Raw genomic sequence first — 26,439 nt, forward strand, 5'->3', positions numbered from 1 at the left:
CGTCGGTCGCCGTGACCCGGCCCCTTTCCACCGGAGACAATGAGCCCGTGCATTACCGCATCCTCGGCACCACGCAGGCGCTCCGCGACGACGGGACGGTTCTTCCGGTCGGCGGGGCGCGGTTGCGTGCGCTGCTGACCGTGCTCGCGCTGCGGGCCGGCCGGACCGTGCCCGCCGGGCTGCTCGTCGACGAGGTGTGGGGCGGGCAGCCGCCCGCCGACGCGCCGGGGGCGCTGCAGGCGCTGGTCGGACGGCTGCGCAGGATTCTCGGCGCGGACGCGATCGCCTCCGCCGAGGGCGGGTACCGGCTCACCGCCCCGCCCGACGACGTCGACCTGCACCGGTTCGAGCGGCTGACCGGCGAGGGGCTGCGGGCGCTGTCCGACGGCGATCCCGCCAAGGCCGCCGTGGTCCTCGACGACGCCCTCGCCCTGTGGCACGGCCCGGCCCTCGCCGACCTGCCCGACCGCACCGCCGAGGCGGCCCGCCGGGACACCCGCCGGCTCGACGCGCTGCGCGCCCGCCACACCGCCGCCCTCGCCCTCGGCGAGGCCGAGCAGTCCCTGCCGGAACTGACCGCCCTGTGCGACGGCCACCCCCTGGACGAGCCGCTCCAGGCCCTGCGGCTGCGCGCCCTGCGGGAAGCCGGCCGGGCGGCGGAGGCGCTGGGCGCCTACGAGGACGTGCGGCGCCTCCTCGCCGACCGTCTCGGCGCCGACCCGGGGCCGGAACTGCGTTCCCTGCACGCGGAGTTGCTTCGCCTCGGCGACGCCCCCGCACCTTGGCCGGCAGCCGGGAGGCCGGGCAGGGCCGCCGGGAATCTCCGGGCCCGCCTCACCTCCTTCATCGGCCGGGAAACCGACATCGAGACCATCCGCGGGGATCTCGCGGCGGCCCGGCTGGTCACCCTGCTCGGGCCCGGCGGCGCCGGGAAGACCCGACTGTCGCAGGAGGCCGCCGAGTCCGTGCGCGAGGCCATGCCCGGCGGCGTGTGGCTGGCCGAACTCGCCCCGGTCGACGACCCCGACGCCGTCCCCGAGGCCGTGCTCACCGCCCTCGGCGCCCGCGAGACCGTGCTGTACGGGGCCGGCGCCGAGGGCATCCGCGCCGCCGTCGCCGACCGGCTCGACGACCCGGTCGAGCGGCTCGCCGAGCACTGCTCCAGGCCCCGCATGCTGCTCATCCTCGACAACTGCGAGCACGTCGCCGACGCCGCCGCCCGCCTCACCGCGGAGCTGCTGGCACGCTGCCCCGACCTCACCGTCCTGGCCACCAGCCGTGAACCGCTCGGGGTGCCGGGGGAGTTGCTGCGCCCGGTGGAGCCGCTGCCCGAGCCGGTCGCACTGCGGCTGCTCGCCGACCGGGGCGCCGCGGCCCGGCCCGGCTTCCGCACCGAGGACGACCCCGGGGCGTGCGCCGAGATCTGCCGGCGCCTCGACGGCCTGCCGCTGGCCATCGAACTCGCCGCCGCCCGCCTGCGGATGCTCACCCCCCGCCAGATCGCCGACCGGCTCGACGACCGCTTCCGTCTCCTCACCTCCGGCAGCCGCACCGTCCTGCCCCGCCAGCAGACCCTCAGAGCCGTCGTCGACTGGTCCTGGGACCTGCTCGACGAGGGCGAACGGGACGTTCTGCGGCGGCTGTCGGTGTTCGCCGGCGGCTGCGACCTGCCCGCCGCCGAGGCCGTGTGCGGACCGGCCGCCCTGGAGGCGCTCGCCTCCCTCGTCGACCGGTCCCTTGTCGTGGCCGCCCCGCCCGGCGAGTCCGCCGACGGGGAGATGCGCTACCGGCTCCTGGAGACCGTCGCCGAGTACGCCGCCGAACGGCTGGACGAGTCGGGGCAGCGCGCCGACGCCGAGCGCGCCCACCTGACGTACTACCGCGAACTCGCCCGCACCAACGACCCGTTGCTGCGCGGCCCCGGCCAGCTCGCCGCCATCCAGCGGCTGGAGCGCGAGTACGAGAACCTGCGCATCGCCCTGCGCCACGCCGTGGTCCTGCGCGACGAGCAGGAGGCGCTGTGCCTGGCGCTGTCCCTCGTCTGGTACTGGCAGATGCGCGACCTGCGCATCGAGGCCCGCAACTGGTGCCGCGAGGTCATGGCGCTCGGCCCCGACCCCTTCACCGAGCCCGTACGTCCCGCCGGCGCGGTGTGGGAGCGCTGCACCGACGCCCCGCCCCCGATGACCGGCGAGGTCCTGTGGGAGGCCCGGCGCGGCATCCACCTCGCCCATCTGGCCTGCATGGACACCGAGCTGGATGCCTGGCAGAACCCGGAGTCCCGGCGGAAGCTGCGGGCCATCGCCGGGACCTACGAGCCCGGCCTTCCGCAGAACTGCCGCATGCCCGGCCTGCTCTGGTTCTTCGCCGTGATGCTGACCGGCGACATGGACCGGCTGCGCGTCATCATCGAGGCGTCCATCCGCACCTGCCGACAGGCCCCGGGCTTCGACTGGGAGCTCGCCTCCGGCCTGCAGATGCGGGCCAACTTCCTCGCCAACCGCACCGACTGGGCCGGCGACGCCGCCCACGACGCCGACGAGGCGCTGGAGGTCTACCGGCGCCTCGGCGACGCCTGGGGCACCGCCGAGGCCCTCTCCGCCCGCGCCGAGGCCCACGAACGCAAGGGCCACTACGCCCTGGCCGCCGCCGACTACGAGGCGGCCATCGCCCACGCCGAACACCTCGGCGCCCGCGCCCAGGCGGCGGTGCTCAGCGCCCGGCTGGGCAGCGCCCTGCTGGAGGCGGGTGACGGCGAACGCGGTGAGCGGCTGCTGCGCGAGGTGATCGCCCGGGGCGAGGACACGCACAGCGAGGCCATGCCTGCCGCCCGGCTGTTCCTCGCCGGCTGGCTCGGTACCACGGGCCGCACCGCGGAGGCACGCGAGCAGCTGAAGCGGCTGCGCCGGGATTTCCGGATCGCCCACTTCATCGTCTTCGACGCGTTCATCCTCGGCGCGGAGGCCTGGCTGGACGCCGCGGAGAGCCGGTACGAGGAGTGCCTGCACCTGATCCGCAAGGCGCTGGGCCGGGCCGCCGATCCGCTGTCCACGGCCATCGCGCCCTACATGCGCTCGGGGTATCTGCTCATCGGCGCCTGGGCCCTGGCCGGCCTCGAGGGAGTCGGGCGCGCCGAGGACGCGGCCCGCTGTCTGGGCGCCTTCGACGCTCTGCTGCCGCCCGGTCACATCGCCCATCGGCAGGAGCGCGACGCCCGTCGGCGGGCGGAGCGGCAGGCCCGGGCGCTGCTCGGCGACGAGGTGTACGAGGCCGCGTACGCGGCGGGCGGTGGCCTCTCCCTCGAAGAGGCCACCGCCCTGCTGTGACGCGGCTTCGAGCCGTCCGGTCAGCTCTTGGTGCGGAACTTGTGGATCGCGACGGGCGCCATCACCGCGGTGATCGCCACCGACCAGCCGAGCGTCACCCACAGGTCGTGGGCGACGGGCCCGCCCACCATCAGACCGCGCGCGGCGTCCGCGAGCGTGGACAGCGGGTTGTAGTCGGTGAAGGCCTGCAGCCAGCCCGGCATCGATGTCGTCGGCGCGAAGATCGACGAGCCGAACTGCAGCGGGAACAGCACCAGGAAGCCCATCGCCTGCACGGACTGCGCGTTCTTCAGGATCACGCCCAGGGTGAGGAACACCCACATGATCGACGAGGCGAACGCGGTGGACAGGGCCACGGCCGCGAACAGCCCGGGCCAATTGGTGATGTCGAACCCGACCGCCACGGAGACGATCATCAGCACGGCGGTCGCGAACAGCATCCGCAGCAGCTCCACCGAGATCTTCGCGAACAGGACCGAGCCGCGCCCGATGGGCAGGGACCGGAACCGGTCCATGACACCGGAGTTGAAGTCCTGGCTGAAGCCGGTGCCGACGCCCTGGGACAGCGTCATGCTCATCATCGCGATCATGCCCGGGATCACGTACTGCACGTATCGGTCCTGCCCGCCGCCCAGCGCCTGCCCGATCGAGCCGCCGAACACGAACACGAACAGCAGGGTGAAGATGACCGGCATCAGCAGCGCGTCGGCCATCGACTCCGGGTCCTTGCGGATCCACAGCAGGTTGCGGCGGATCAGGGCCCCGGTGTGGCGCAGATGGCCGCGCAGCGGGATACGGGCGTCCGCGGCGGCGTCGTTGACGGTGACGGCGCTCATACGGCGGCCTCCTGAAGGTCTTCGGCGGGCACGGCGTCCTGCGGGGCACTGGCACGGTGGCCGGTGAGGGACAGGAACACCTCGTCCAGGCTGGGCAGTTCGGTGGTGATGGAGGAGAGCGTGATGCCGCGCGCGGTGACCGCGCCGACCACGGCCGTCAGCTGCTCGTCGCTGAGGATCGGCACGAGGACGTCGCCCCGGTCGGTGTCGACGGTCGTGGTGGCGAGCCCGGTGATCCCCAGCTCGTCCAGCGCGCCGGCGAGGGGCCGCAGGTGGGTGGGGTCGGCCGGGCGGATCCGCAGCGCCCGGCCGCCGACCTTCGCCTTCAGCGCCTCGATCCCGCCCCCCGCGATGACCTGGCCGCGGTCGACGACCGTCAGCTCGGTGGCGAGCTGCTCGGCCTCCTCCATGTACTGGGTGGTGAGCAGTACGGTGACCCCGTCGCCGACCATGCGCTTCACCTCGTCCCACACCTCGTTGCGGGTGCGCGGGTCGAGCCCGGTGGTCGGCTCGTCGAGGAAGAGCACGGCCGGCCGGCCGATCATCGACGCGGCCAGGTCCAGCCGCCGCCGCATCCCCCCGGAGTACGTCGCCGCCGCCCGCTTGGCCGCCTCGGTGAGCGAGAAGCGCTCCAGCAGCCCGTCGGCACGGGCACGGGCCTCCTTGCGGGGCAGATCGAGCAGCCGCCCGATCATGTACAGGTTCTCCCAGCCCGAGAGCTTCTCGTCCACGGACGCGTACTGGCCCGTGAGTCCTATCACCCGCCGCAGCTGCCGCGGCTGCCGTACGACGTCGTACCCGGCCACGGTGGCCTGCCCCGAGTCGGGCGCCAGGAGCGTGGACAGGATCCGCACGAGGGTCGTCTTCCCGGCCCCGTTCGGCCCGAGCACCCCCATCACGGTGCCCTCCCGCACCTCCAGGTCGACTCCGTCCAGAGCCTTGGTCTCCCCGTAGTGCTTCACCAGCCCCCGCACGGTCACAGCGGCGCCGCTGGTCTGTGTGTCGATTCGCGTCATGAGACAGACACTCGCAGGCCCCACCGACAAACCACCGACAAGCCACCGACAGTCGCCGACGTACACCGCAACCATCACGTGAGAAACCACGACGACGACCGGCCACGTCCGCGAGAGCGGCGCCGGTTCAGGCGCAAAAAGGGGACGGCCCGCCGACGGGGGCAGATCGGCGGGCCGTCCGTGGTGGTGCGGCAGTGGTCCTAGTGGACGGAGTTCTCCTCCTGCGGGAACGTCCCGCCGACGACCTCGTCGGCGAACGCCTTCACCGCGTCGCCCATGACCTCACGCAGGTTGGCGTACTGCTTCACGAACTTCGGCACCCGCCCGCCGGTCAGACCGAGCATGTCCGTCCACACCAGCACCTGCGCGTCGGTCTCGGGGCCCGCCCCGATGCCGACGGTCGGAATGTGCAGCACGCGCGTCACCTCGGCGGCCAGCTCCGCGGGAACCAGCTCCAGCACCACCGCGAACGCCCCCGCGTCCTGCACGGCCTTCGCGTCCCGCAGCAGCTGCTGGGCCGCCTCCTCGCCCCGCCCCTGCACGCGGTAGCCCATCGCGTTGACCGACTGCGGGGTCAGACCGATGTGCGCCATGACCGGGATGCCGGACTCGACGAGCAGCCGGATCTGCTCGTGCGACCGCTCACCCCCCTCCAGCTTCACGGCCTGCACGCCCGCCTCCTTCACCAGCCGGGTCGCCGAGCGCAGCGCCTGCACCGGACCCTCCTGGTAGGAGCCGAAGGGCAGGTCGCCGACGATCAGCGCGCGGGAGGTGCCCCGTACGACCGCCGCCGACAGCATCGTCATCTCGTCGAGGGTGACGGGCACGGTCGTCTCGTACCCGAGGTGGCAGTTGCCCGCCGAGTCGCCGACGAGCATCACCGGGATCCCGGCCTCGTCGAAGACGGACGCGGTCATCGCGTCGTACGCGGTGAGCATCGGCCACTTCTCGCCGCGCTCCTTGGCGGCGGCGATGTCGCGCACGGTGATACGGCGGGTGCCCTTGCCCCCGTACAGCGCCCTGCCGCCGTCGGAGGGCTTCGTCTGAGCAGTCTGGGCAGCCGGAAGCTGCGTCATTGCACGGCTCCTAACACGTCATCTCGAGGCGCCCTGACGGCGTCCCCGGACCACGTCCATGGTGGCACCTCGTGCCACCGAGGGCTAGGGGAGCCCCTGTGAGTTCCGCCCCGGAGGCCCGAAGGCCAGGAACTCGCCGACTCCGGCCAGGCCGCCCGTGCCCTGACCGTCGGCGCCCATGGCCCATTGAGCCGCGCGCCGCGCCGGGCGCCGGGCCCGCAGCCCCCCCCCGAGGCCCGGGCGTGGCACCCGCAGCCCCCCGAGGCCCGGGCGTGGCGCCCGCAGCCGCCGGAAGCCGGGAACGCGTAAGCCGCGTAAGATCTCGGTAAGAGACTTCCGATACGAGACGGTCTCGTATCGAAATGGTTCTAGGCTCGACTCCATGACTACTCCTGCCGATCCGGCCGCCCCCACCGGCCCGCGCGTACCGGAAGCGGTGCACCGGCGCCGCTGGGCGATCCTCGGCGTGCTGATGCTGAGCCTGCTGATCGTCGTGCTGGACAACTCGATCCTGAACGTCGCCATCAAGACGATCTCCACCCCGGCCCCCACCGGCCTGGGCGCCACGCAGAGCGAGCTGGAGTGGGCGATCAACGCCTACACCCTCGTCTTCGCGGGCCTGCTGTTCACCGCCGGCCTGCTCGGCGACCGGCTGGGCCGCAAGAAGGTGCTGATCGGCGGCCTCGCCGTGTTCGGCATCGGCTCGGCGCTCGCCGCCTTCTCCGGTTCACCGGGCCAGCTGATCGCCTTCCGTGCGGTGATGGGCCTGGGCGCCGCGTTCGTGATGCCCGCCACCCTCGCCGTCCTCATGAACGTCTTCGAGCGCGAGGAGCAGCCGAAGGCCATCGGTATCTGGGCGGGCGGCGTCGGACTCGCCATCGCCATCGGCCCGATCACCGGCGGCGTGCTGCTCGACCACTTCTGGTGGGGCTCGGTCTTCCTCGTCAACGTGCCGATCGTGGTGCTCGGGCTCGCGCTGATGCTCTGGCTGGTGCCCGACTCGCGCGACCCGAACCCCGGCCGGGTCGACCCCGTCGGCGTCGTGCTCTCCGTCGTCGGCCTGGTGCTGCTCGTCTACGGCATCATCAAGGGCGGCCAGCTGGCCGACTTCACCGACGCGACCGTGCTGGCGACCATCGGCGCCGGTCTCGCCGTGCTCGTCGCCTTCGTCGTGTTCGAGAAGCGCAGCGACCATCCGTCGATAGACGTCACGTACTTCAAGGACAAGGTCTTCTCGGCCGCCATCGCCGCCATCGCGCTGGTCTTCTTCGCCCTGATGGGCGTGACCTTCTTCTCCGTCTTCTACACGCAGAGCGTGCGCGGCTACTCGCCGCTGCAGACCGGTCTGCTGATGCTGCCGCTGGCCGCCGCCCAGTTGATCTTCGCGCCGCGCGCCCGGCTGGTGGTCGACCGCTTCGGCAACCGGGTCACGACCACGGCCGGCATGGCCGTCATCGCCGCCATGCTGGCCGCCTTCGCCACCCTGGACGCGGACACGCCCATCTGGATCCTGGAAGTGATCTTCTTCCTCATGGGCACCGGCATGGCGCACATCATGACGCCGGTCAGCGTCGTCATCATGCAGGCCCTGCCCCGCGAGAAGGCCGGCTCCGCCTCCGCGCTCAGCAACACCTTCCGGCAGGTCGGCGGCGCCCTCGGCATCGCCGTCCTCGGCTCGGTGCTGTCCACGGCGTACCGCACGGGCATCGAGGACAAGCTCGGCGCCCTGCCCCCGGCGCTGCGGCACACCGCGGGGGAGTCCATCGAGGCCACGCTCGGCATCGCGGACAAGCTGGGCCCCCGGGGCGAGTCCCTGATCGCCCCGGCCTACGACGCGTTCCTGCACGCGATGCACGTCACCGCCCTGTGGGGCGCGGGCGTCGCCGTGCTCGGCGCGGTCGTCGTGGCGCTGTTCCTGCCGGGCAAGCCGCCGGCGGCCCAAGGGGTCGAAGACGAACAGGAGTTGTCGCACACCAGGTCGTAGGCCTGCGGGAGAATTCATCTCCCGCACGGCACGGAACGGCCGGCCGGTAGGAAAGGAAGCAGCGACGTGAGCCTCGCCGAACGGCACCCCCCGCACGACGGTCCCGCGAGGGGACGTCCCAGAAGCGAGGCCGTCGAGCGCGCCATCATCGAGGGCGTGATGAAGCTCCTGGAGGAGGGCGTCCCCCTCGCGGAGCTGTCCATCGAGCGCATCGCCCGCACTGCGGGCGTCGGAAAGGCCACCATCTACCGCCGCTGGAGCGGCAAGGAGGAACTCTTCGTCGACGTCGTGCGCGCCGCCGAGCCCCCGGACCCGCCGCTCCCGGGCACCTCCATGCGCGACGACCTCGTGGTCCTGCTGGAGCAGGTGCGCCGGCGCGGCCTGGCCAACCGCTCCTCGGCGATCCTGCACAGCGTCCAGGCCCAGATGAAGAGCAGCCCGAAACTGTGGGCGGCGTACCACGCCACCGTCGTCGCCCCGCGCCGCCGGCTCGGCCTGGAGGTCCTCAGCCGCGGCCAGGAGAACGGCGAACTGCGCACGGACCTCGACCTGGAACTGCTGAACGACCTGTTCGTCGGCCCGATGCTGGTGCGCGCCGTGCTGCGCACCGACGCCGACCTCCCCGACGACCTCGCCGAGCAGGTCGTCGACACCCTGCTCGAAGGGCTGCGGCCCGGCAGCTCACCCTCTGTCAGTTCGGCGTCCCAGGGCTCCTAGTGTGCGCGTTTCGTCACAGAGGGCGCTTTCGGCGGGTCTGATCGGAACTCGTCGCGGGGACTCGAACGTCATCGCCCCCGTACGGCCGTCGAGGGACGGCGAGAACGGAACGGATCATCCCCTAGGGTCGTAAGGACACGGGGGCGATGGTGTGCACGGCAGGCAGTGAGGCGACGGTATGGCGCAGCAGGCGTACATGACGGAGACGGACAACGGCGGCTCGGGGCCCGAGCACCGGGGAGCCCGGCTTCGGCGCCTGTTCGACCGGCTGGCGGGCTCCTGGCGCGGCGACCCGCGGATCTGGCGGCGCGGACTGTTCCTCGCCGCGGGCGCGGTGCTGCTGGCCCTGGTCATGGTGCTGCACTCGCGCATCCCGAACACGATCGGCAACCTGGGCAGCCTCACCGAGACGTTCCTGCCCTGGCTGGGCCTGCTCGTCCCGGTTCTGCTCGTCCTCGCCCTGGTCCGCAGGTCGGCGACCGCGCTGATCGCGGTGCTGCTGCCGTCCGTGGTCTGGCTGAACCTCTTCGGCGGCCAGCTCAGCGACAAGAACGTCACCGGCGGCGACCTCACGGTGGTCACCCACAACGTCAACGCCGAGAACCCGGACCCGGCCGGCACCGCCCGTGACGTGGCCGCCTCCGGCGCGGACGTGCTGGCCCTGGAGGAGCTCACGCCGGCCGCGGTCTCCACGTACGAGAAGGCGCTTGCGCCCACGTACCGCTACCACTCGGTGCAGGGCACGGTCGGGGTGTGGAGCAGGTACCCGCTGACCGGTGTGCGGGACGTCGATATCGACATGGGCTGGACCCGCGCGATGCGCGCCACCGTGACCGCCCCGGCCGGGCAGGTCGCGGTCTACGTCGCCCATCTGCCGTCCGTGCGCGTGAAGATGGAGGCCGGTTTCACGGCCCGGCAGCGCGACCGGAGCGCCGACTACCTGGGCGAGGCCATCGCCCGCGAACCGCTGAACAACGTGGTCCTGCTCGGCGACCTGAACGGCACGATGAACGACCGTGCGCTCAACGCCGTCACCTCGCAGATGCGTTCCACGCAGGGCGCGGCCGGCAACGGCTTCGGCTTCAGCTGGCCCGCGTCGTTCCCGATGGCGCGCATCGACCAGATCATGGTCCGGGGTCTGAAGCCGGACAGCTCGTGGACACTCCCGCAGACGGGCAGCGACCATCTTCCGGTCGCGGCCCGTGTGAGTGTCACCACAAGCGGTTCCTGAAAAACGCTGGTCAGAGCAGTACGGCCAGAAATCCGCGCTGGAGGCGTCAACGCGTGGAATAGTGCGCCTGCGAGACTTTGTTCCGTACTTGAACATACGCGTACGGATCTCCAAGCAAGTCTCGAAAGGCTCACTCATGCCCCTGGCCCTACTCGCCCTTGCCGTGGGCGCCTTCGGCATCGGTACGACCGAGTTCGTGATGATGGGGCTGCTGCCCGACGTCGCGAACGACCTGAACATCTCGATACCCAGCGCCGGCCATCTGGTGTCGGCGTACGCGCTGGGCGTCGTCATCGGCGCCCCGCTGCTGGCCGCGGTGACCGCCAAGATGTCCCGGCGCACGGTTCTGACCGGCCTGATGGGACTGTTCGTCGTGGGCAACGCCCTGTCGGCCCTCGCGCCGGACAACGGCTGGCTGCTGGCCGCCCGCTTCCTGAGCGGTCTGCCGCACGGCGCCTTCTTCGGCGTGGGCGCCGTCGTCGCCATGAACATGGTCGGCCCCGAACGCAAGGCGCGCTCGGTCTCGCTGATGTTCCTCGGCCTGACGGTCGCGAACGTCCTGGGCGTGCCGGTCGCCACCCTCATGGGGCAGAACCTCGGCTGGAGGGCGACCTTCCTCGGCGTCAGCGCCATCGGCCTGGTGGCCATCGCCGCGCTCGCGCTCCTCATCCCGCAGGACCACGAGCACACCACCGCCAAGGGCCTGCGCGGCGAGCTCGCCGCCCTGAGCTCCCTGCCGGTCTGGCTGTCGCTGGGTACGACCGTCGCGGGCTTCGGTGCCCTCTTCTCGGCCTACAGCTACATCACGCCGATGCTCACGGACGCCGCCGGCTACGCCGACGCCAGCGTCACCCTGCTGCTGGCGCTGTTCGGCGTCGGCGCGACCGCCGGCAACCTGCTGGGCGGCCGCCTGGCCGACCACTCCCTGCGCGGCACGCTGTTCGGCTGCCTCGCCTCGCTGGTGGTCGTCCTGTCGCTGTTCCCGCTGCTGATGCGCACGGAGGTCACGGCCGCCGTCGCCGTGATCCTGCTCGGCATGACGGCCTTCGCCACCGGCTCCCCGCTTCAGCTCATGGTCATGGAGAAGGCCTCCTCGGCCCCGTCCCTGGCCTCCTCGGCCAACCAGGCCGCCTTCAACCTGGCCAACGCCGGCGGTGCCTGGATCGGCGGCCTCGCCCTGGCCGCGGGCTTCGGCGTCACCTCCCCGGCCCTGGCCGGCGTGGCCCTGGCCGTTCTCGGTCTGGCCGTGGCGTCGCTGGCCTACGCGGTGGACCGGCGCCGGGTTCCGGCCACCGGCCGCGAGCGGATCGTGGCGAGCCACGTCCCGCAGGAAGCGGAACCGGTCCACCACTGACGGCTTCCGACACACACCAGCCCGTGGAGCCACCTCCCACGGGCTGACGTTTTTTCGTCGGGCGGCGACCTTGGGACAAGCCCCACAGGCTGCCGCTCGTCGACTACCGGGGCGCCTGCCGCCGCGCCGCGACGATCGCCGAACTGGTCGCAGTGGTGAGGACTTCGGCCGCGTCCAGGTCCGGATGGGTCAGGTAGAACAGCCGCAGCCCGTCCACCTCGCCCTCGAACCGGGGCGGCCACTCGGCCGACGGGGTGAAGTCGTCCAGGACGAGAATCCCACCGGGTGCGAGCAGCTCGACGACCCTGCGCGGGTCGTCCCGCTTGCCGCCGCCGTCGCAGAAGAACACGTCGAACGGTGCATGCCGCTCGAGCAGCCGCCAGCCCCCGGTCAGCACGCCGACGCGACCGTCGTCGGCGAAGACCCCGGCCGCGCGCCGGGCCAGCCCCTCGTCCCGTTCCACGGTGACGAGCCGCGCACCGTCCCCGAGACCGCTGTGCAACCAGGCGGTCCCCACCCCCGACCCCGTGCCGCTCTCGGCGACGACCCCGGCGGGCTTGGCGGACGCGGCCGTCCTCAGCAGCCTGCCGACCTCCCGGATGCAGCTCTTGGTGAACCCCGCCTCGACGGCGATGCGCTCGGCGGTCAGAACACGCGCCGGAACAACGCGCTCACTCATGATCAACCCCCTCCACGGTGAGGCCGACGCTACGTGACCACCCGTCAGTACGTCGCCGGATCGATCGAGTTGGGCCGGACCCCCGGGTGCGCCGGAGGACTACTCCTGCGGCTGGGTCGCGATCTGGATCAGGTTGCCGCAGGTGTCGTCGAGGACGGCCGTGGTGATGGGGCCCATGTCCAGGGGCTCCTGGGTGAAGCGGACGCCGAGGCCGCTGAGGCGCTCGTACTCGGCGCGGACGTCGTCGACGGCGAACTGGGCGACCGGGATGCCGTCGGCGGCGAGCGCGTCGCGGTAGGGCTTGACGGCCGGGTGGCCGGCCGGCTCCAGCAGCAGCTCCGTACCGCCCGGCTCCTCCGGGGAGACGACGGTCAGCCACCGGTCCGTCTCGCCCACCGGGACGTCGTACTTCTTCACGAAGCCGAGGACCTCGGTGTAGAAGCGCAGGGCCTTGGCCTGGTCGTCGACGAAGACACTGGTCAGATGGATCCTCATGGCGGGCTCCCGTGGTCGGGTCGTGGAAGTCGGGTCCCGGCGAGCGCGGCGGTCTCCCGCACCGTGAGGCGCGGGAGACCGCCGGGCCCGAGATGCCGGGCCGGTGGCCGTCCCTGACGACCCTGGCCCGTCAGAGCGACTCCCGCCACCCGTTCGTGATCGGCAGCCGCCGGTCCTTGCCGAAGCCCTTCGGGGAGATCTTCGTGCCCGGCGGGTACTGGCGCCGCTTGTACTCGGCCGTGTCGACCATGCGCAGCGTCTTCGCGACCAGCTCCGGGTCGAACCCGGCCGCCACGATCTCGTCCGCGCCCCGGTCCCGGTCGACGTACAGCTCCAGCAGCGCGTCCAGCACCGGGTAGTCGGGCAGCGAGTCCGTGTCGACCTGGCCCGGGCGCAGTTCCGCGCTCGGGGGCTTGGTGATCGAGCTCTCCGGGATCGGCGGGGTCTGCCCGCGCTCCCGGGCGGCCCGGTTGCGCCACTCGGCCAGACGGAAGACCGACGTCTTGTACACGTCCTTGATCGGGCCGTACGCCCCGACGGAGTCGCCGTAGAGCGTCGAGTAGCCGACCGCCAGTTCCGACTTGTTGCCGGGGGCCAGGACGATGTGGCCCTCCTGGTTGGAGATCGCCATGAGCAGCGTGCCGCGCAGGCGCGACTGGAGGTTCTCCTCCGCCAGGCCCGTCAGGCCCAGCGCGCCCATATACGCGTCGAACATCGGCTCGATGGCCACGGTCCGGTAGTTCAGGCCGGTGCGACGGGCCAGCTCGGCCGCGTCGTCCTTGGAGTGGTCCGAGGAGTACTTCGACGGCATCGACACGCCGTACACGTTCTGCGCGCCCACCGCGTCGCACGCGATCGCCGCGACCAGCGCCGAGTCGATGCCGCCGGACAGGCCGATCAGGACCGAGGTGAAGCCGTTCTTCGCGACATACGCCCGCAGGCCCACGACCAGCGCCGAGTAGACCTCCTCGTCGTCGTCCAGCCGGTCCGCGTAACCGCCCGTGAGCTCGGGCTCGTACGCGGGCAGCGGCTCCTCCGAGAGCACCACGCGGTCGATGCGCAGACCGTCGTCGACCACGCCCGTGGGGGCGTCGGGGGACGCCGCCGGCAGGTCCAGGTCCAGGACCACGCAGCCCTCGGAGAACTGCGGGGCCCGCGCCACGACCTCGCCGTCCTTGTCGACGACGATCGAGTCGCCGTCGAACACCAGCTCGTCCTGGCCGCCGATCATGGCCAGGTACGCCGTGGTGCAGCCGGCCTCCTGGGCCCGCTTGCGGACCAGCTCCAGGCGCGTGTCGTCCTTGTTGCGCTCATACGGCGAGGCGTTGATGGACACCAGCAGGCCCGCCTGCGCCGAACGGGCGGCGGGGACGCGGCCGCCGTCCTGCCACAGGTCCTCGCAGATGGCCAGGGCGACGTCGACACCGTGCACCCGCAGCACCGGCATGCTGTCGCCGGGCACGAAGTAGCGGAACTCGTCGAAGACGCCGTAGTTCGGCAGGTGGTGCTTGGCGAAGTTCAGGACCACCTCACCGCGGTGGAGCACCGCCCCGGCGTTCTGCGGCGCGCCGGCCGGCTGGCCGTACTTCGGCTGGGCGGTCGCGCTGCGGTCGAGGTAGCCGACGATCACCGGCAGCTCTCCGAAGCCCTCCTCGGCCAGGCGCGCGGCGAGAGCGCGCAGCGCCGCCCGGGAGGCCTCGACGAAGGACGACCTGAGCGCCAGGTCCTCGACGGGATACCCGGTCAGCACCATCTCCGGGAACGCGACCAGATGCGCTCCCTGTTCGGCGGAGTGCCGGGTCCAGCGGACGATCGACTCGGTGTTACCGGCGAGGTCGCCCACGCCGGCGTCGATCTGGTTCAGGGCGAGACGTAGTTGAGGCACGCCGTCCAGTGTAATCGTCAGAGCGACACAATGGGGTGGTGTGGGTCACCCCACACCACCCCATGTCCCCTTGCGGAGGTCAGCGGCGGCCGGCGGAGGTCAGCGGCGCCGGTACGACTCGACGTAGCCGTTCGCGGGAGAGCCCACGCCGGTGACGTCGTCGTAGCCCTTCACGGCTGCGAGCGAGCTGTCCTTGCCGAGGCTGCGCACGGACGTGGACAGGCCGCCGGTGGCGTCGTAGCCGTTCACGAAGTCGACCCGGGCCACGGCGAGGCCGGAGCCGGTCGGGTTGTCGGTGACGTCGTGGTAGACCTTCGAGCCGTACTTCGCGTAGATCACCGGGTTGGCGAAGCCGATCGCCTTGCCGCGGGCCTCCTGGGCCAGGGCCTGGACGGCCGCGATCGTCGGCGCCGCGAGCGAGGTGCCGCCGATGCGGTACTCGCTGTAGGCCTGCGTCTTCCCGTCGGGGAGCGTCTGTGTCTGCCCCACCAGGAAGCCGGTGTTCGGGTCGGCGATCGCCGCGATGTCCGGGACGACCCGGTTGCCGGATGCGCTGTTGGCCTTCGCCAGCGCGTCCGGAACGACTCCCTGCTGGTAGGTGGGCTCGGAGACGGTCCTGCTGGTGCCGCCGCCCGCGCCCGAGGTGAAGGCGCCCGGGAAGTCGGTCCAGCTCTTGCCGTCGGCCGACAGGTTCGCCTTGTCGGTGCCCCAGCCGGTCTCCCAGAGGTACGTGTCGTTCTTGCCGACGGCCAGCGAGGTGCCGCCGACGGCGGTCACCCATGCCGAGTTGGCCGGGGAGTCGACCTGCTTCGTCCCGGAGCTGGCGACCTCGTCGCCGTCGTCGCCGGAGGAGAAGTAGAAGCCGATGCCCTCGACCGCGCCCAGCTGGAAGACCTGGTCGTAGGCGGCCGCGATGTCGGGGGTCTGCGCGGCCTCGACCTCGCCCCAGGAGTTGGACACGATGTCGGCCAAGTGCTTGTCGACGACCTTGCCGAGCGCGTCGAGCAGGTCGCCGTCCGTGCAGGAGGCGGCGCCGACGTAGGTGACGTCCGCTGCCGGAGCGACCGCGTGCACGGCCTCGACGTCCAGGGTCTCCTCGCCGTACCAGCCGGACGCCCCGCAGTCCTCGGTGTTCGTGTACGTCGCGGGCAGCGACTGGTGCAGCTGGCCCGTCTTCCACGCCGCGTCGCCGTTGCGCTTGGCGTAGGTGCCGGCGTCGTAGGCGATCGTCGGGGAGGCGTACGCGTCCGTGATGGCGACCCGGACGCCCTTGCCGGTGCGCGTGCCCGCGCCGTAGGCGGCCCGCAGCTGCTTGCCCGTGTAGCCCTTGACGGCGTACGGGATCTTCTTGCCGTAGGCGTCCGGGAGCGTGCTCGCGGTCTTCGAGCCGTAGTACGAGGAGAACGGCCCGGCATTGCGGAACACGGTGTCCGGCGGGGGAAGCTGGTCGTCGTGCGTGGCCATGTGCGGCGCGTTGTCCAGCCCGGTCACGGTCAGGACGGCGTCGGCCAGGCCCTGCGGCACGGAGGCGGTGCTCGCCGGGGCGCGGTAGGTCTTCGAGCCCTTGGCGAAGTTGTGCAGCTGGGTGCCGAACGCCTTCTCGGCGGCGGCCACGTCACCGGTGACGGACACGTAGTGCCGCGTGACGCCGGTGACCTTCAGACCGGCCGCCGTCAGCCAGGACTTCACGGCCGCCACCTGGGCCGGGGTCGCACCGAAGCGGGCCTGCGCCTGCTTGGCCGTCAGGTACTTGCCGTACGAGGCCGAGTCCGGGTCGGAGACGGCCTTTGCGTAGGCCGCGAGGCCCGCCGCGTCCTTGCCGGCGAGGTAGACCCGGGCCGAAACCCGGGCACCGTCGGAAGCGGCGCCCTTGTCCGCCTTGGCCGTGGCCCAAGCGGGCCGGGTCCCGGACAGCAGGTCGCGGACCGGGTGGTCGGCGGCGTGTGCCGCGGGTATGCCGAGCGCCAGCGCACCGGCGAGCATCGGCAGTGTCGCTGCCATGCTCACGGCGCGCACCTTGGCGCGGTTGGATCTCATGGAACCCCCTGTGCGGTTCGTCGCGAGTGGATCACTCGACGATCGCCACTCTCGCGATGAACCGTTCATGCCAGGGAATGGCACAACCCAAGAACCGCCCTACGCAGGCCAAAAAGAGCCCAAGAGGGAGCCGGGCGGGGCGATTTGAGGCTTACGTGTCCGGTGTTCCTATGACCGGGGCGCCGCGCTGCGCTCCTTGAGCATGTCCGCCATCAGAGAGATCTCCGACTGCTGCGCGTCCACCATGCCCTGGGCGAGCCGCTTCTCCACGCCGACCGCGCACCTGTCCACACACCCCTCGGCCATGTGGACGCCGCCCTTGTGATGGTCCGTCATCAGCTGCAGGTAGAAAACTTCAGCCTGCTTCCCGCTGAGCTCGCCGAGCTTCTTCATCTCGGAGTTGGTCGCCATGCCCGGCATCAGCGCGCCGTCCTTGCCGGAGGCCATGCCGCCCATGTCCATCCAGGTCATCGGCGGTTCGGAGGACACCTTGGGCAGACCCCACAGATCCAGCCAGCCGAGCAGCATGCCGCGCTGGTTGGCCTGCGTCTGTGCGATGTCGTACGCCAGACGCCGGACCTCCTCGTCCTTCGTGCGGTCGCGCACGATGTACGACATCTCCACGGCCTGCTGGTGGTGCACCGCCATGTCCCGCGCGAACCCGGCGTCCGCGGACTCGGCGGACGGCGTCCTGCTGCCGCCGTCGTCCCCGGCGACGGCGTAGGTGATCGCACCGGCGGCGACGAGCGCCGCCGCCGCGGCCCCGGCGACCAGGCCGACATGCCTCACTTGGACAGCCCGTTCGTGCAGGCGGCCCCCGGCTCGGGGGTCTGCTCGCCTTGGACGAACTTCTCGAAGAACGCGTCCACGTTCGGGTCCTTCGCGCTCGTCACCGTGCGCTGGTGGCCCCACGCCGACAGCATGATCGGGTCCTTCTGGTCGTCCATCGGGCTCATCAGCGTGTACGGCGTCTTCTTCACCTTCGCCGCGAGCGCGTCGACGTCGGCCTTCTTCGCGTCGGCGTTGTACGTCACCCAGACCGCGCCGTGCTCCAGCGAGTGCACGGCGTTGGTGTTCTTCAGCGGCTCGGTGTAGACGTCGCCGTTGCAGTTCATCCAGACCGGATTGTGATCGCCGCCGACCGGCGGTTCGGAGGCGTACTTCACGACCTTGGTGACGTGGTTGCGGGACAGCTTGCCCTCCCACGTCCTCACGCCGTCCTTGCCCGTCACGAACTTGCCCTTGCCCGAGGAGTCGCTCGTCGCCGCGGTGTCACCGCCCTTGTCGTCCTGGGACCGCACCAGCACGACGCCGCCGACCACGAGCCCGGCCACGACCACCACACTGGCCGCGACGGTGAGGACCCGGTTGCGGCGCTCACGGGCCTGCTCGGCGCGCCGCATCTCCTCTATTCGCGCCTTGCGGTCCGTGCTGCTCTTGTTGGCGGAGCCCATGAGGTGTCCTTCGTGGGAAAAGTGACGGTCGGGTGGAGTGATCGTAGTGGGGGAGACGGGGCGCCTCGTAGAGCGGCCGCGGGAATGGGCCGAATCGATACGGCACCGACAGCCGCCCGACAGCTTCACCGGTCCCGGCCGGGCTCCGGCCCGGGGATCCGCTCGCGGATCACCGATAATTTGAACCTGAGATTCCCATTACCTACGCTGCCCGCATGCGGCTGCTGCGCTCCACCGACCTCGCCCTGCGGGTGCTGATGCGGCTCGCCGTGGCGGGCGGGTCGAGTCCGACGACGCGGGATGTCGCGGACGGCATGGACGTGCCGTACACCCACCTGGCGAAGGTCGTCGCCGAGCTCCAGCACATGGGCCTGCTGGAGGCCCGCCGCGGCCGGGGTGGCGGTCTCACCCTCACCGAGCAGGGCCGTACGGCCTCGGTGGGTGCCGTGGTGCGCGCCTTCGAGGGCAGCGGTGACGTGGTCGACTGCGAGGGCCCCACGCCCTGCCCCCTCAACGCCGCCTGCCGCCTGCGCGGCGCCCTGCGCCGGGCCCAGGAGGCGTTCTTCACCTCACTGGACCCGGTGACGGTGGCGGACATCGTCGCGGAGCCGACCGGGGCGCTGCTGCTGGGGATCTCGCGGGGCGCCGACCTCCCAGACGGCCAGGCCGCCGACCTCCCAGACGGCCAGGCCGCCGACCTCCGAGACGGCTAGACCTGGCCCGCCAGCCACAGGTCCGGGCCGAACACCTCGTAGTGGACGTCCGCGGGGGCGATGCCTTTGGCGAGCAGCTGGGTCCGCACCGCCCGCATGAACGGGAGCGGACCGCACAGGTACGCGCGCGTGCCCGGGGCGAGCGCGACATCGGTGAGGTCGACCAGCCCGGCGTGCGTGCCTGAGGGGGCGTCCTGCTCATACCAGAGGTGGACGGCCACGTCGGGCAGCTTGGCGGCGTAGGCCAGGTGGTCGGTGCGCAGGGCGTGGGTGGCGGGGGAGCGGTCGGCGTGCACGACGGTGACCGGGGCGCGGTGCCCCGAGTCGGCGAGGTGCGCCAGCATCGCCGCCATAGGGGTCACGCCGATGCCCGCCGAGGCCAGCAGCAGCGGCGTGCCGGGGCCGCCGGACAGGACCAGGTCGCCGTACGGCTCGGACAGCTCCAGCACGTCACCCACCCGCACGCGCGCGTGCAGGTGGTTCGAGACCTCGCCGTCGGGGGCGCCGGACTCGCGCACGCGCTTCACGCTGATCTGCCGCAGGCCGGGGCCGGGTGCTCCGGAGAGGCTGTACTGCCGTATCTGCCGGGCGCCGTCCGCGAGGGCGACGCGGACGGAGACGTACTGGCCCGCGAGGAAGTCCCGCACCGCGCCCCCGTCGGCCGGCCGCAGCCGGAACGTGGCGACGTCGTCGGTCTCGGCGACCCGTTCGACGACCTCCCAGGACCGCCAGGTGTGCCCGCCGCGCTCCTCGCGCAGCCGCTGCTCCACGGCGATCAGGGCGTTGGCCATGAGCCAGTAGACCTCGTCCCAGGCGGCGGCGATCTCGGGCGTGACGGCGTCGCCGAGGACCTCTGCGATGGCGGCGAACAGGTGCTCGTGGACGATGCCGTACTGCTCCGGCGTGACACCGAGCGAGGCGTGCTTGTGGGCGATGCGCCGCAGCATCGCGTCGGGACGCTGCTCCGGGTGCTCCAGCAGGTGCGTGGCGAACGCGGCCACAGAACCGGCCAGTGCCTGCCGCTGGGTGCCGGAGGCCTGGTTGCCCCGGTTGAACAGATCCCGCAGCAGCTCCGGGTGGGCCGCGAACAGCCCGGCGTAGAAGCGCTCGGTGATCGTGCCGAGGGCGGCCCCGACGGCGGGGAGCGTGGCACGGACGGTGGCGGCGGACTGCTCGGACAGCATCAGGCCTCCTCAGGACTCGGCTGCGCGCACGCTATTTAAAGTTGCATCTGAGATGCAAATTAAGTGGTTGGGGCGACGAGAGGAACCGGCCGTTACGGATGGCGGTGCGAGCAGGCACTATGGGCGGAAGAGCAGTTCACCTGCCGTACGTGAGGCGTTCGACCCCGGATCAGCCGGGCGATCATGGTCCGCAACGCGTACGAAATGGTGGTGTGGTGGGATGCTCAGGTGCCCGACCGCCTCCCGTGGTACGGAAGAGAAGGCGGCCTGACCAGCAAGGATGGGGAAGCGGAAGATGGACAAGCAGCAGGAGTTCGTGCTCCGGACGTTGGAGGAGCGCGACATCCGGTTCGTACGCCTGTGGTTCACGGACGTGCTGGGCTTCCTCAAGTCCGTCGCCGTGGCCCCGGCCGAGCTGGAGCAGGCCTTCGACGAGGGCATCGGCTTCGACGGCTCCGCGATCGAGGGCTTCGCCCGGGTCTACGAGTCCGACATGATCGCCAAGCCGGACCCGTCGACCTTCCAGATCCTGCCGTGGCGCGCGGAGGCCCCGGGCACGGCCCGCATGTTCTGCGACATCCTCATGCCGGACGGCTCCCCGTCCTTCGCCGACCCGCGCTACGTGCTCAAGCGCGCCCTCGCCCGCACCTCCGACCTGGGCTTCACCTTCTACACCCACCCGGAGATCGAGTTCTTCCTGCTGAAGGACCGGCCGCTGGACGGCTCCCGCCCCACTCCGGCCGACAACTCCGGCTACTTCGACCACACCCCGACCAACGTCGGCATGGACTTCCGCCGCCAGGCCATCACGATGCTGGAGTCGATGGGCATCTCGGTGGAGTTCTCCCACCACGAGGGCGCGCCGGGCCAGCAGGAGATCGACCTCCGCTACGCCGACGCGCTGTCCACCGCCGACAACGTCATGACGTTCCGCCTCGTCATGAAGCAGGTGGCCCTGGAGCAGGGCGTGCACGCCACGTTCATGCCGAAGCCGTTCTCCGAGCACCCGGGCAGCGGCATGCACACCCACCTCTCCCTCTTCGAGGGCGACCGCAACGCCTTCTACGAGTCCGGCTCGGAGTACCAGCTCTCCAAGGTGGGCCGCTCCTTCATCGCGGGCCTGCTGCGGCACGCCGCGGAGATCTCCGCGGTCACCAACCAGTGGGTGAATTCCTACAAGCGCATCTGGGGCGGCGCGGAGCGCACCGCGGGCGCGGGCGGCGAGGCCCCCTCGTACATCTGCTGGGGCCACAACAACCGCTCGGCGCTGGTCCGCGTCCCCATGTACAAGCCCGGCAAGACGGGCTCGGCGCGGGTCGAGGTCCGCTCCCTCGACTCCGGCGCCAACCCCTACCTCGCCTACGCGCTGCTGCTGGCCGCCGGTCTCAAGGGCATCGAGGAGGGCTACGAGCTCCCGCCGGGCGCCGAGGACGACGTCTGGGCCCTCTCCGACGCGGAGCGCCGCGCGATGGGCATCGAGCCGCTGCCGCAGAACCTGGGCGAGGCCCTGACCCTGATGGAACGCAGCGATCTCGTCGCCGAGACCCTCGGCGAGCACGTCTTCGACTTCTTCCTGCGCAACAAGCGGCAAGAGTGGGAGGAGTACCGCTCGGAAGTCACGGCGTTCGAGCTGCGGAAGAACCTGCCGGCGCTGTAGGTCTGCCAGGTCTGCCAGGTTTGCCGGCCCGGGCCGGGCGGCCTCCCCCGGCACCGCTCACACCGACGCGTTCTCCGAAGCCGTCGTCCACGCGAAACCGTCCGGGTCGGTGAACGGCCCGGCGTCGCCGGTGATCGTGAGGCGATGGGAGCCGGTGCCGTCGGGGGAGACGCCGGCGACCTTGGCGAGGCCGCGGCGCTTGTACAGGGCCAGCTTCACGGGGCCGTCGGCGGCGAACTCGACGTACTTGGAGCCGAAGCTCTTGCCCACGGCCAGGCCGTGATCGACGTAGAACTGCTTGCTGGCCTTCACGTCCTCCACGCCGAGCAGCAGCACGAAGTCGTCGACCTGCCCGGTCGCCGGGCCGGTGTTCTTCTTCGACGACGACGCGAGCTGCCAGATCGTCCCGTCCGGGGCCTGGACGACGCCCCCGTAGCCCCACAGCGACTTGGCCGCGGGCTTCAGGGGCGTCGCCCCGGCCCGCACGGCCGCGTCGAAGAACGCGTCCACATCGGCCGGCTGGGGGACCACGAGTGACAGCGTGAACCCGCGGAAGCCGGAGGTCGGTGCCTCCGACGCCCGCAGGCGCAGCCGGTCGCCCAGACCGAAGGCGGCGGAGTAGAAGCGGTCGGCGGCGGCGGAGTCGGCCACCTCGAGGGTGACGGATGCGATGGAAGTCATGACAACGACGCTAAGCGCGCCCTGCCAGACGCGCTTCTCGATTCCTGACCGGGTTCTCCAGCCCTCGGGCCTGCCTCCGGTTCAGCCCTGCTTCCGCCGCGGGCTTGCCTCCGCCGGGCCGGATTCCACCTCGGGATTGCCTCCGCCGCGGGCCTTCCATTTCGGGCTTGCCTCCGCCTCAGGCCTGCTTCTGCCGCGGACCTGCCCCGCCTCGGGTTCCACCTCGCCCTACCCCCGCCTCAGCCCTGCTTCCGCTTCAGGTCGGCCAGCAGCTGGTGCAGCGGCTCCGTGGCCCTGCGCCGGTACTCCTGCACCGCCCAGCCGTTGCCGTCCGGGTCCTGGAAGTGCATGAACGTGGCGCCGTCGTCCGGGGAGTACTGGACCGGTTCGGAGACGTCGAGGCCGCGGGCGACCAGCTCCGCGTGGGCCGCCTTGATGTCGGCGACGCACAGTTGCAGGCCCTGGTAGGAGCCCGGAGCCGGGGTCGGGCCGGGCGTCATCTGCCAGATCGACTCGCCCAGGGCGATCGAACAGCCCGAACCCGGAGGGGTCAGCTGGACGATCCGCATCCCCGGCATGACCTCCTGGTCGATGTCCACGTGGAAGCCGACCTTGTCCCGGTAGAAGTCCCGGGCGCGGTCGATGTCGCTCACGGGCAGCGGGATGACTTCGAGCGTGATGTCCATCGGCATGACTCCTTCGTCCGGCCTCATGAGAGCCGCTCACCGGGTCCGGCCTGAAGCCGGCTGAACGACTCCCCCTCACCGAAGCCGAAAACCCCGGGCGGCGCCACCGAGTGGACGGCCACCGGACCCGTGCCGTGGCGGAAATGGCCCTCACGTCCCGCGGAACGCCACCAACGGCCGTATGGCGCCTCACCCGCACGGCCGGTCCGCCTGGCCACGCGCGCACCCCGTCCGCGTGCCGAACTCCCCGGCGCTTCCCCGGGCCCGTGCCGTTAGGCTCGAAGCCGTACGACCTTGATCCGATGCATGTCCGAGGAACAGTGCGAGGGAGGCCCGGATGACGGCGGTGCCGGGGCGCAGGAGCAGCACCTTCACACGGCTGCTGCGGCACGGCTTCACCGACGCGTCCGCCGCCGAACGGCTCCTGGACAGCCCCGAGCTCGCGCCCCTGCGCGACGACCCGGTCCTGCTGGAGGCGCTGGGCGCCACCGCCGACCCCGATCTCGCGCTGCTCGGACTCGTCCGGCTGCTGGAGGCCCAGCACGGCCCCGGCGCCCGCCGGGAACTGCTCGACACGCTGATCTCCTCCAAGCCGCTGCGCGACCGCCTCCTAGGTGTCCTCGGCGCATCCACGGCCCTGGCCGACCACCTCACCCGGCACCCGGACGACTGGCAGGCTCTCGTCATGTACGAGGCGTACGACCTGCACCCCGGGGTGGAGGAGTTCGAGGCCGGCCTCGCCGAGGCCACCGACCCGGTCTCCCTGCGCGTCGCCTACCGGCGCTGCCTGCTGTCCATCGCCGCCCGGGACGTCTGCGGCACCACCGGCCTCGCGGAATCCGCCGCCGAGCTGGCCGACCTCGCCACCGCCACGCTGCGCGCCGCCCTCGGGATCGCCGAGGCGGCCGCGCCCGAGGACGCCGCCCTGTGCCGCCTCGCGGTGATCGCCATGGGCAAGTGCGGCGGCCACGAGCTGAACTACGTCTCGGACGTGGACGTCATCTTCGTCGGGGAGGCCACCGAGGGAGCCGACGAGACCAAGGCCGTACGCGCCGCGACCCGGCTCGCCTCCCACATGATGCGGATCTGCTCCGAGACCACCGTCGAGGGCTCCATCTGGCCCGTCGACGCCAACCTCCGGCCCGAGGGACGCAACGGCCCCCTCGTACGGACCGTGTCCAGCCACCTCGCCTACTACCAGCGCTGGGCCAAGACCTGGGAGTTCCAGGCGCTGCTCAAGGCCCGCCCGGTGGCCGGCGACCTCGACCTCGGCGCGGAGTACGTCGCCGCCGTCCAGCCCCTGGTGTGGAAGGCCGCCGAGCGCGAGAACTTCGTGCCCGACGTGCAGAAGATGCGCCGCCGGGTCGTGGAGAACATCCCCGTCGGCGAGGTCGACCGCCAGCTGAAGCTGGGGCCGGGCGGCCTCAGGGACGTCGAGTTCGCCGTGCAGCTGCTCCAGCTGGTGCACGGCCGGGCCGACACCTCCCTGCGCAGCGGCACGACCCTGGACGCGCTGGCGGCCCTCGCCGCCGGTGGCTATGTCGGCCGGGCCGACGCGGCCCAGCTCGACGAGGCCTACCGCTTCCTGCGCTCCATGGAGCACCGCATCCAGCTGTTCCGGCTGCGCCGCACCCATCTCGTCCCCGAGGACGAGGCCGAGCTGCGCCGCATCGGCCGCTCCCTGGGCCTGCGCGCGGACCCGGTCGCCGACCTGCACCGCGAGTGGCGGCGGCACGCGGGTGTCGTACGCCGTCTGCACGAGAAGCTCTTCTACCGGCCGCTGCTGGACGCGGTCGCCCAGCTCGCGACCGGCGAGGCCCGGCTGAGCACCGAGGCGGCCCGGGAACGCATGGTCGCCCTCGGCTACGCCGATCCCGCCTCCGCCCTGCGCCACCTGGAGGCGCTGGCCTCCGGCGTCACCCGCAAGGCCGCCATCCAGCGCACCCTGCTCCCCGTGCTGCTCGGCTGGTTCGCCGACTCGGCCGACCCGGACGCGGGCCTGCTGGGCTTCCGCAAGGTCTCGGACGCGCTCGGCAAGACGCCCTGGTACCTGCGCCTGCTGAGGGACGAGGGCGCCGCCGCGCAGAACCTCGCCCGTGTGCTGTCCGCCGGCCGGCTCGCGCCCGACCTGCTGATGCGCGCCCCGGAGGCGGTCGCCCTGCTCGGCGACGGGGACGGCGGCGGCCTGGAACCCCGGTCGCGCGCCCATCTCGAGCAGGAGATAACCGCCGCCGTGCGCCGGGCCGACGGCGCCGCCCAGGCCGTCACGGCGGCCCGCGGGGTGCGCCGCCGCGAGCTGTTCCGTACGGCCGCCGCCGACATCGTCGGCTCCTACGGCACCGAGGAGCAGCCCGCCGAGGCCGACCAGGGCGCCCTGGTGGACCGCGTCGGGGCGGCGGTGTCGGACCTGACGGCGGCGACCCTCGCCGGCACGCTCCGCGCGGTCGTACGGTGGGGGTCCCCCCGCTCGAGCGAAGTCGAGAGCGGGGGAGGCTGGGGCGACGACCTGCCCACCCGGTTCGCGATCATCGGCATGGGCCGGTTCGGCGGCCACGAGCTGGGCTACGGCTCCGACGCGGACGTGCTGTTCGTGCACGAACCGCGCGAGGGCGTCGACGAGCGGGAGGCGTCCCGGGCGGCCAACAAGGTCGTCTCCGAGATGCGCCGCCTGCTGCAGATCCCCAGCGCCGACCCGCCCCTGCTCATCGACGCCGACCTGCGCCCGGAGGGCAAGTCCGGCCCGCTGGTCCGCACCCTCACCTCGTACGAGGCGTACTACCGCCGGTGGGCCATGACCTGGGAGTCGCACGCGCTGCTGCGGGCCGAGCCCGTCGCGGGCGACGAGGACCTGGGCCGCCGCTTCATGGACCTGATCGACCCGCTGCGCTACCCGGCGGACGGGCTCACCGACGAGGCCGTGCGCGAGATCCGGCGCCTGAAGGCCCGCATGGAGTCCGAGCGGCTGCCGCGCGGCGCCGATCCCAAGCTGCACGCCAAGCTCGGGCCGGGCGGCCTGTCCGACGTGGAGTGGACCGTGCAGCTCATGCAACTGCGGCACGGCTCGAGGGAGCCGGGCCTGCGCACCACCCGCACCCGCGAGGCCCTGGCCGCCGCCCGCACCGCGGGGCTCATCACGGACGAGGACGCGGCTACCCTCGACGAGGCCTGGGTCCTCGCGACCCGCGTCCGCAACGCGGTGATGCTGGTCCGCGGCCGGGCCGCCGACACGTTCCCGACCGAACCCCGGGAACTGGCGGCCGTGGGCAGGTACCTGGGCTACGGCCCGGGCCACGCCGGCGACATGCTGGACGCGTACCGCCGCACGGCACGCCGGGCGCGCGGTGTGGTGGAGGAACTGTTCTACGGCGTCGCCGAGCGGTAGGGCCGGTCGTCCGTTCCAGGGCCGGTCGTCCGGTCATGCCCGCGTC

General features: G+C 72.0%; 20 protein-coding genes. 8 read left to right on the top strand and 12 right to left on the bottom strand.

Translation table 11 applies throughout. The features are described 5' to 3' along the window. Window positions 1-47 precede the first annotated feature (47 nt). A complete protein-coding gene (locus FDO69_RS29800; protein WP_234388173.1) occupies window positions 48-3,326 on the top strand; it encodes an ATP-binding protein in 3,279 nt (1,092 codons plus the stop codon). 20 nt (window positions 3,327-3,346) lie between these two features. Here the strand turns inward: FDO69_RS29800 and FDO69_RS29805 are convergent, their stop codons facing one another. The 3 genes from FDO69_RS29805 to panB form a co-directional block, all read right to left on the bottom strand. Beyond that, the gene (locus tag FDO69_RS29805; RefSeq protein ID WP_104783960.1) at window positions 3,347-4,162 is read right to left on the bottom strand and encodes an ABC transporter permease; all 816 of its coding nucleotides are present in this window, start codon (window positions 4,160-4,162) and stop codon (window positions 3,347-3,349) included. Next, a complete protein-coding gene (locus tag FDO69_RS29810) occupies window positions 4,159-5,178 on the bottom strand; it encodes an ATP-binding cassette domain-containing protein (RefSeq protein WP_167526707.1) in 1,020 nt (339 codons plus the stop codon). The genes FDO69_RS29805 and FDO69_RS29810 overlap by 4 nt, the downstream gene beginning before the upstream one ends. Window positions 5,179-5,378: 200 nt before the next feature. Then, on the bottom strand, window positions 5,379-6,254 hold the full coding sequence (gene panB, locus FDO69_RS29815) for a 3-methyl-2-oxobutanoate hydroxymethyltransferase (RefSeq protein WP_104783966.1): 876 nt from the start codon (window positions 6,252-6,254) through the stop codon (window positions 5,379-5,381). Window positions 6,255-6,636: 382 nt separating this feature from the next. Between panB and FDO69_RS29820 the strand changes: the two genes are divergently transcribed. The 4 genes from FDO69_RS29820 to FDO69_RS29835 all read left to right on the top strand — a co-directional run bounded on the left by FDO69_RS29820 (window position 6,637) and on the right by FDO69_RS29835 (window position 11,540). Beyond that, on the top strand, window positions 6,637-8,238 hold the full coding sequence (locus FDO69_RS29820) for an MFS transporter (RefSeq protein WP_104783968.1): 1,602 nt from the start codon (window positions 6,637-6,639) through the stop codon (window positions 8,236-8,238). Between the two features lie 66 nt (window positions 8,239-8,304). Continuing rightward, a complete protein-coding gene (locus tag FDO69_RS29825) occupies window positions 8,305-8,955 on the top strand; it encodes a TetR/AcrR family transcriptional regulator (RefSeq protein ID WP_104783971.1) in 651 nt (216 codons plus the stop codon). A gap of 178 nt (window positions 8,956-9,133) precedes the next feature. Then, complete coding sequence (locus tag FDO69_RS29830) at window positions 9,134-10,186, top strand: endonuclease/exonuclease/phosphatase family protein (protein ID WP_104783974.1); 1,053 nt, start codon at window positions 9,134-9,136, stop codon at window positions 10,184-10,186. Between the two features lie 136 nt (window positions 10,187-10,322). After that, the gene (locus tag FDO69_RS29835; protein ID WP_104783977.1) at window positions 10,323-11,540 is read left to right on the top strand and encodes an MFS transporter; all 1,218 of its coding nucleotides are present in this window, start codon (window positions 10,323-10,325) and stop codon (window positions 11,538-11,540) included. Between the two features lie 103 nt (window positions 11,541-11,643). Here the strand turns inward: FDO69_RS29835 and FDO69_RS29840 are convergent, their stop codons facing one another. From FDO69_RS29840 to FDO69_RS29865, 6 genes are all read right to left on the bottom strand, one after another. After that, window positions 11,644-12,219, bottom strand: a complete 576-nt coding sequence (locus FDO69_RS29840; protein ID WP_104783979.1) for an O-methyltransferase — start codon at window positions 12,217-12,219, stop codon at window positions 11,644-11,646. Window positions 12,220-12,318: 99 nt separating this feature from the next. Next, window positions 12,319-12,714, bottom strand: coding sequence for a VOC family protein (locus tag FDO69_RS29845; RefSeq protein WP_104783982.1), 396 nt, complete (start codon window positions 12,712-12,714; stop codon window positions 12,319-12,321). A 130-nt stretch (window positions 12,715-12,844) separates the two neighbouring features. Further along, a complete protein-coding gene (locus FDO69_RS29850; protein WP_104783985.1) occupies window positions 12,845-14,599 on the bottom strand; it encodes an NAD+ synthase in 1,755 nt (584 codons plus the stop codon). Window positions 14,600-14,698: 99 nt separating this feature from the next. Continuing rightward, on the bottom strand, window positions 14,699-16,636 hold the full coding sequence (locus tag FDO69_RS29855; protein WP_104783988.1) for a S53 family peptidase: 1,938 nt from the start codon (window positions 16,634-16,636) through the stop codon (window positions 14,699-14,701). 168 nt (window positions 16,637-16,804) lie between these two features. Further along, window positions 16,805-17,425 carry a DUF305 domain-containing protein gene (locus FDO69_RS29860; RefSeq protein WP_170320962.1) on the bottom strand — a complete coding sequence of 207 codons (621 nt, stop codon included), beginning with the start codon at window positions 17,423-17,425 and terminating at the stop codon, window positions 16,805-16,807. Next, on the bottom strand, window positions 17,422-18,090 hold the full coding sequence (locus tag FDO69_RS29865; RefSeq protein WP_104783990.1) for a DUF3105 domain-containing protein: 669 nt from the start codon (window positions 18,088-18,090) through the stop codon (window positions 17,422-17,424). Before FDO69_RS29865 ends, FDO69_RS29860 begins: the two co-directional genes overlap by 4 nt. 215 nt (window positions 18,091-18,305) lie before the next feature. On the opposite strand from FDO69_RS29865, the gene FDO69_RS29870 reads away from it, so the two are divergent. After that, entirely contained in the window at window positions 18,306-18,803 is a 498-nt protein-coding gene (locus tag FDO69_RS29870; RefSeq protein WP_234388175.1) for an RrF2 family transcriptional regulator, read from the top strand. Here the strand turns inward: FDO69_RS29870 and FDO69_RS29875 are convergent. After that, window positions 18,800-19,987: a globin domain-containing protein gene (locus tag FDO69_RS29875; RefSeq protein ID WP_104783993.1), complete on the bottom strand. Its 1,188-nt coding sequence runs from the start codon at window positions 19,985-19,987 to the stop codon at window positions 18,800-18,802. The genes FDO69_RS29870 and FDO69_RS29875 overlap by 4 nt on opposite strands. Before the next feature lie 295 nt (window positions 19,988-20,282). Between FDO69_RS29875 and glnA the strand changes: the two genes are divergently transcribed. Beyond that, a complete protein-coding gene (gene glnA, locus FDO69_RS29880) occupies window positions 20,283-21,644 on the top strand; it encodes a type I glutamate--ammonia ligase (RefSeq protein ID WP_033312643.1) in 1,362 nt (453 codons plus the stop codon). A 57-nt stretch (window positions 21,645-21,701) separates the two neighbouring features. Here glnA and FDO69_RS29885 read toward each other — a convergent pair whose 3' ends face one another. Both FDO69_RS29885 and FDO69_RS29890 read right to left on the bottom strand, forming a co-directional pair. Continuing rightward, entirely contained in the window at window positions 21,702-22,325 is a 624-nt protein-coding gene (locus FDO69_RS29885; protein WP_104783996.1) for a VOC family protein, read from the bottom strand. A 239-nt stretch (window positions 22,326-22,564) separates the two neighbouring features. Continuing rightward, on the bottom strand, window positions 22,565-23,011 hold the full coding sequence (locus tag FDO69_RS29890) for a VOC family protein (RefSeq protein ID WP_104783999.1): 447 nt from the start codon (window positions 23,009-23,011) through the stop codon (window positions 22,565-22,567). A gap of 337 nt (window positions 23,012-23,348) precedes the next feature. Here FDO69_RS29890 and FDO69_RS29895 point away from each other — a divergent pair, with 337 nt between their 5' ends. Continuing rightward, complete coding sequence (locus tag FDO69_RS29895) at window positions 23,349-26,393, top strand: bifunctional [glutamine synthetase] adenylyltransferase/[glutamine synthetase]-adenylyl-L-tyrosine phosphorylase (protein WP_104784002.1); 3,045 nt, start codon at window positions 23,349-23,351, stop codon at window positions 26,391-26,393. The last annotated feature ends 46 nt before the right edge of the window (window positions 26,394-26,439 follow it).

Source organism: Streptomyces tibetensis (assembly GCF_007655005.1).
In the GTDB taxonomy this organism is placed as follows: Bacteria; Actinomycetota; Actinomycetes; order Streptomycetales; family Streptomycetaceae; genus Streptomyces; species Streptomyces tibetensis.

Coding starts and splice junctions, on each gene's coding strand:
- FDO69_RS29805 (WP_104783960.1), bottom strand. CDS start 4,162: ATGAGCGCCGTCACCGTCAACGACGCCGCCGCGGACGCCCGTATCCCG.
- FDO69_RS29810 (WP_167526707.1), bottom strand. CDS start 5,178: ATGACGCGAATCGACACACAGACCAGCGGCGCCGCTGTGACCGTGCGG.
- panB (WP_104783966.1), bottom strand. CDS start 6,254: ATGACGCAGCTTCCGGCTGCCCAGACTGCTCAGACGAAGCCCTCCGAC.
- FDO69_RS29820 (WP_104783968.1), top strand. CDS start 6,637: ATGACTACTCCTGCCGATCCGGCCGCCCCCACCGGCCCGCGCGTACCG.
- FDO69_RS29830 (WP_104783974.1), top strand. CDS start 9,134: ATGGCGCAGCAGGCGTACATGACGGAGACGGACAACGGCGGCTCGGGG.
- FDO69_RS29835 (WP_104783977.1), top strand. CDS start 10,323: ATGCCCCTGGCCCTACTCGCCCTTGCCGTGGGCGCCTTCGGCATCGGT.
- FDO69_RS29840 (WP_104783979.1), bottom strand. CDS start 12,219: ATGAGTGAGCGCGTTGTTCCGGCGCGTGTTCTGACCGCCGAGCGCATC.
- FDO69_RS29845 (WP_104783982.1), bottom strand. CDS start 12,714: ATGAGGATCCATCTGACCAGTGTCTTCGTCGACGACCAGGCCAAGGCC.
- FDO69_RS29855 (WP_104783988.1), bottom strand. CDS start 16,636: ATGAGATCCAACCGCGCCAAGGTGCGCGCCGTGAGCATGGCAGCGACA.
- FDO69_RS29865 (WP_104783990.1), bottom strand. CDS start 18,090: ATGGGCTCCGCCAACAAGAGCAGCACGGACCGCAAGGCGCGAATAGAG.
- FDO69_RS29870 (WP_234388175.1), top strand. CDS start 18,306: ATGCGGCTGCTGCGCTCCACCGACCTCGCCCTGCGGGTGCTGATGCGG.
- FDO69_RS29875 (WP_104783993.1), bottom strand. CDS start 19,987: ATGCTGTCCGAGCAGTCCGCCGCCACCGTCCGTGCCACGCTCCCCGCC.
- glnA (WP_033312643.1), top strand. CDS start 20,283: ATGGACAAGCAGCAGGAGTTCGTGCTCCGGACGTTGGAGGAGCGCGAC.
- FDO69_RS29885 (WP_104783996.1), bottom strand. CDS start 22,325: ATGACTTCCATCGCATCCGTCACCCTCGAGGTGGCCGACTCCGCCGCC.
- FDO69_RS29890 (WP_104783999.1), bottom strand. CDS start 23,011: ATGGACATCACGCTCGAAGTCATCCCGCTGCCCGTGAGCGACATCGAC.
- FDO69_RS29895 (WP_104784002.1), top strand. CDS start 23,349: ATGACGGCGGTGCCGGGGCGCAGGAGCAGCACCTTCACACGGCTGCTG.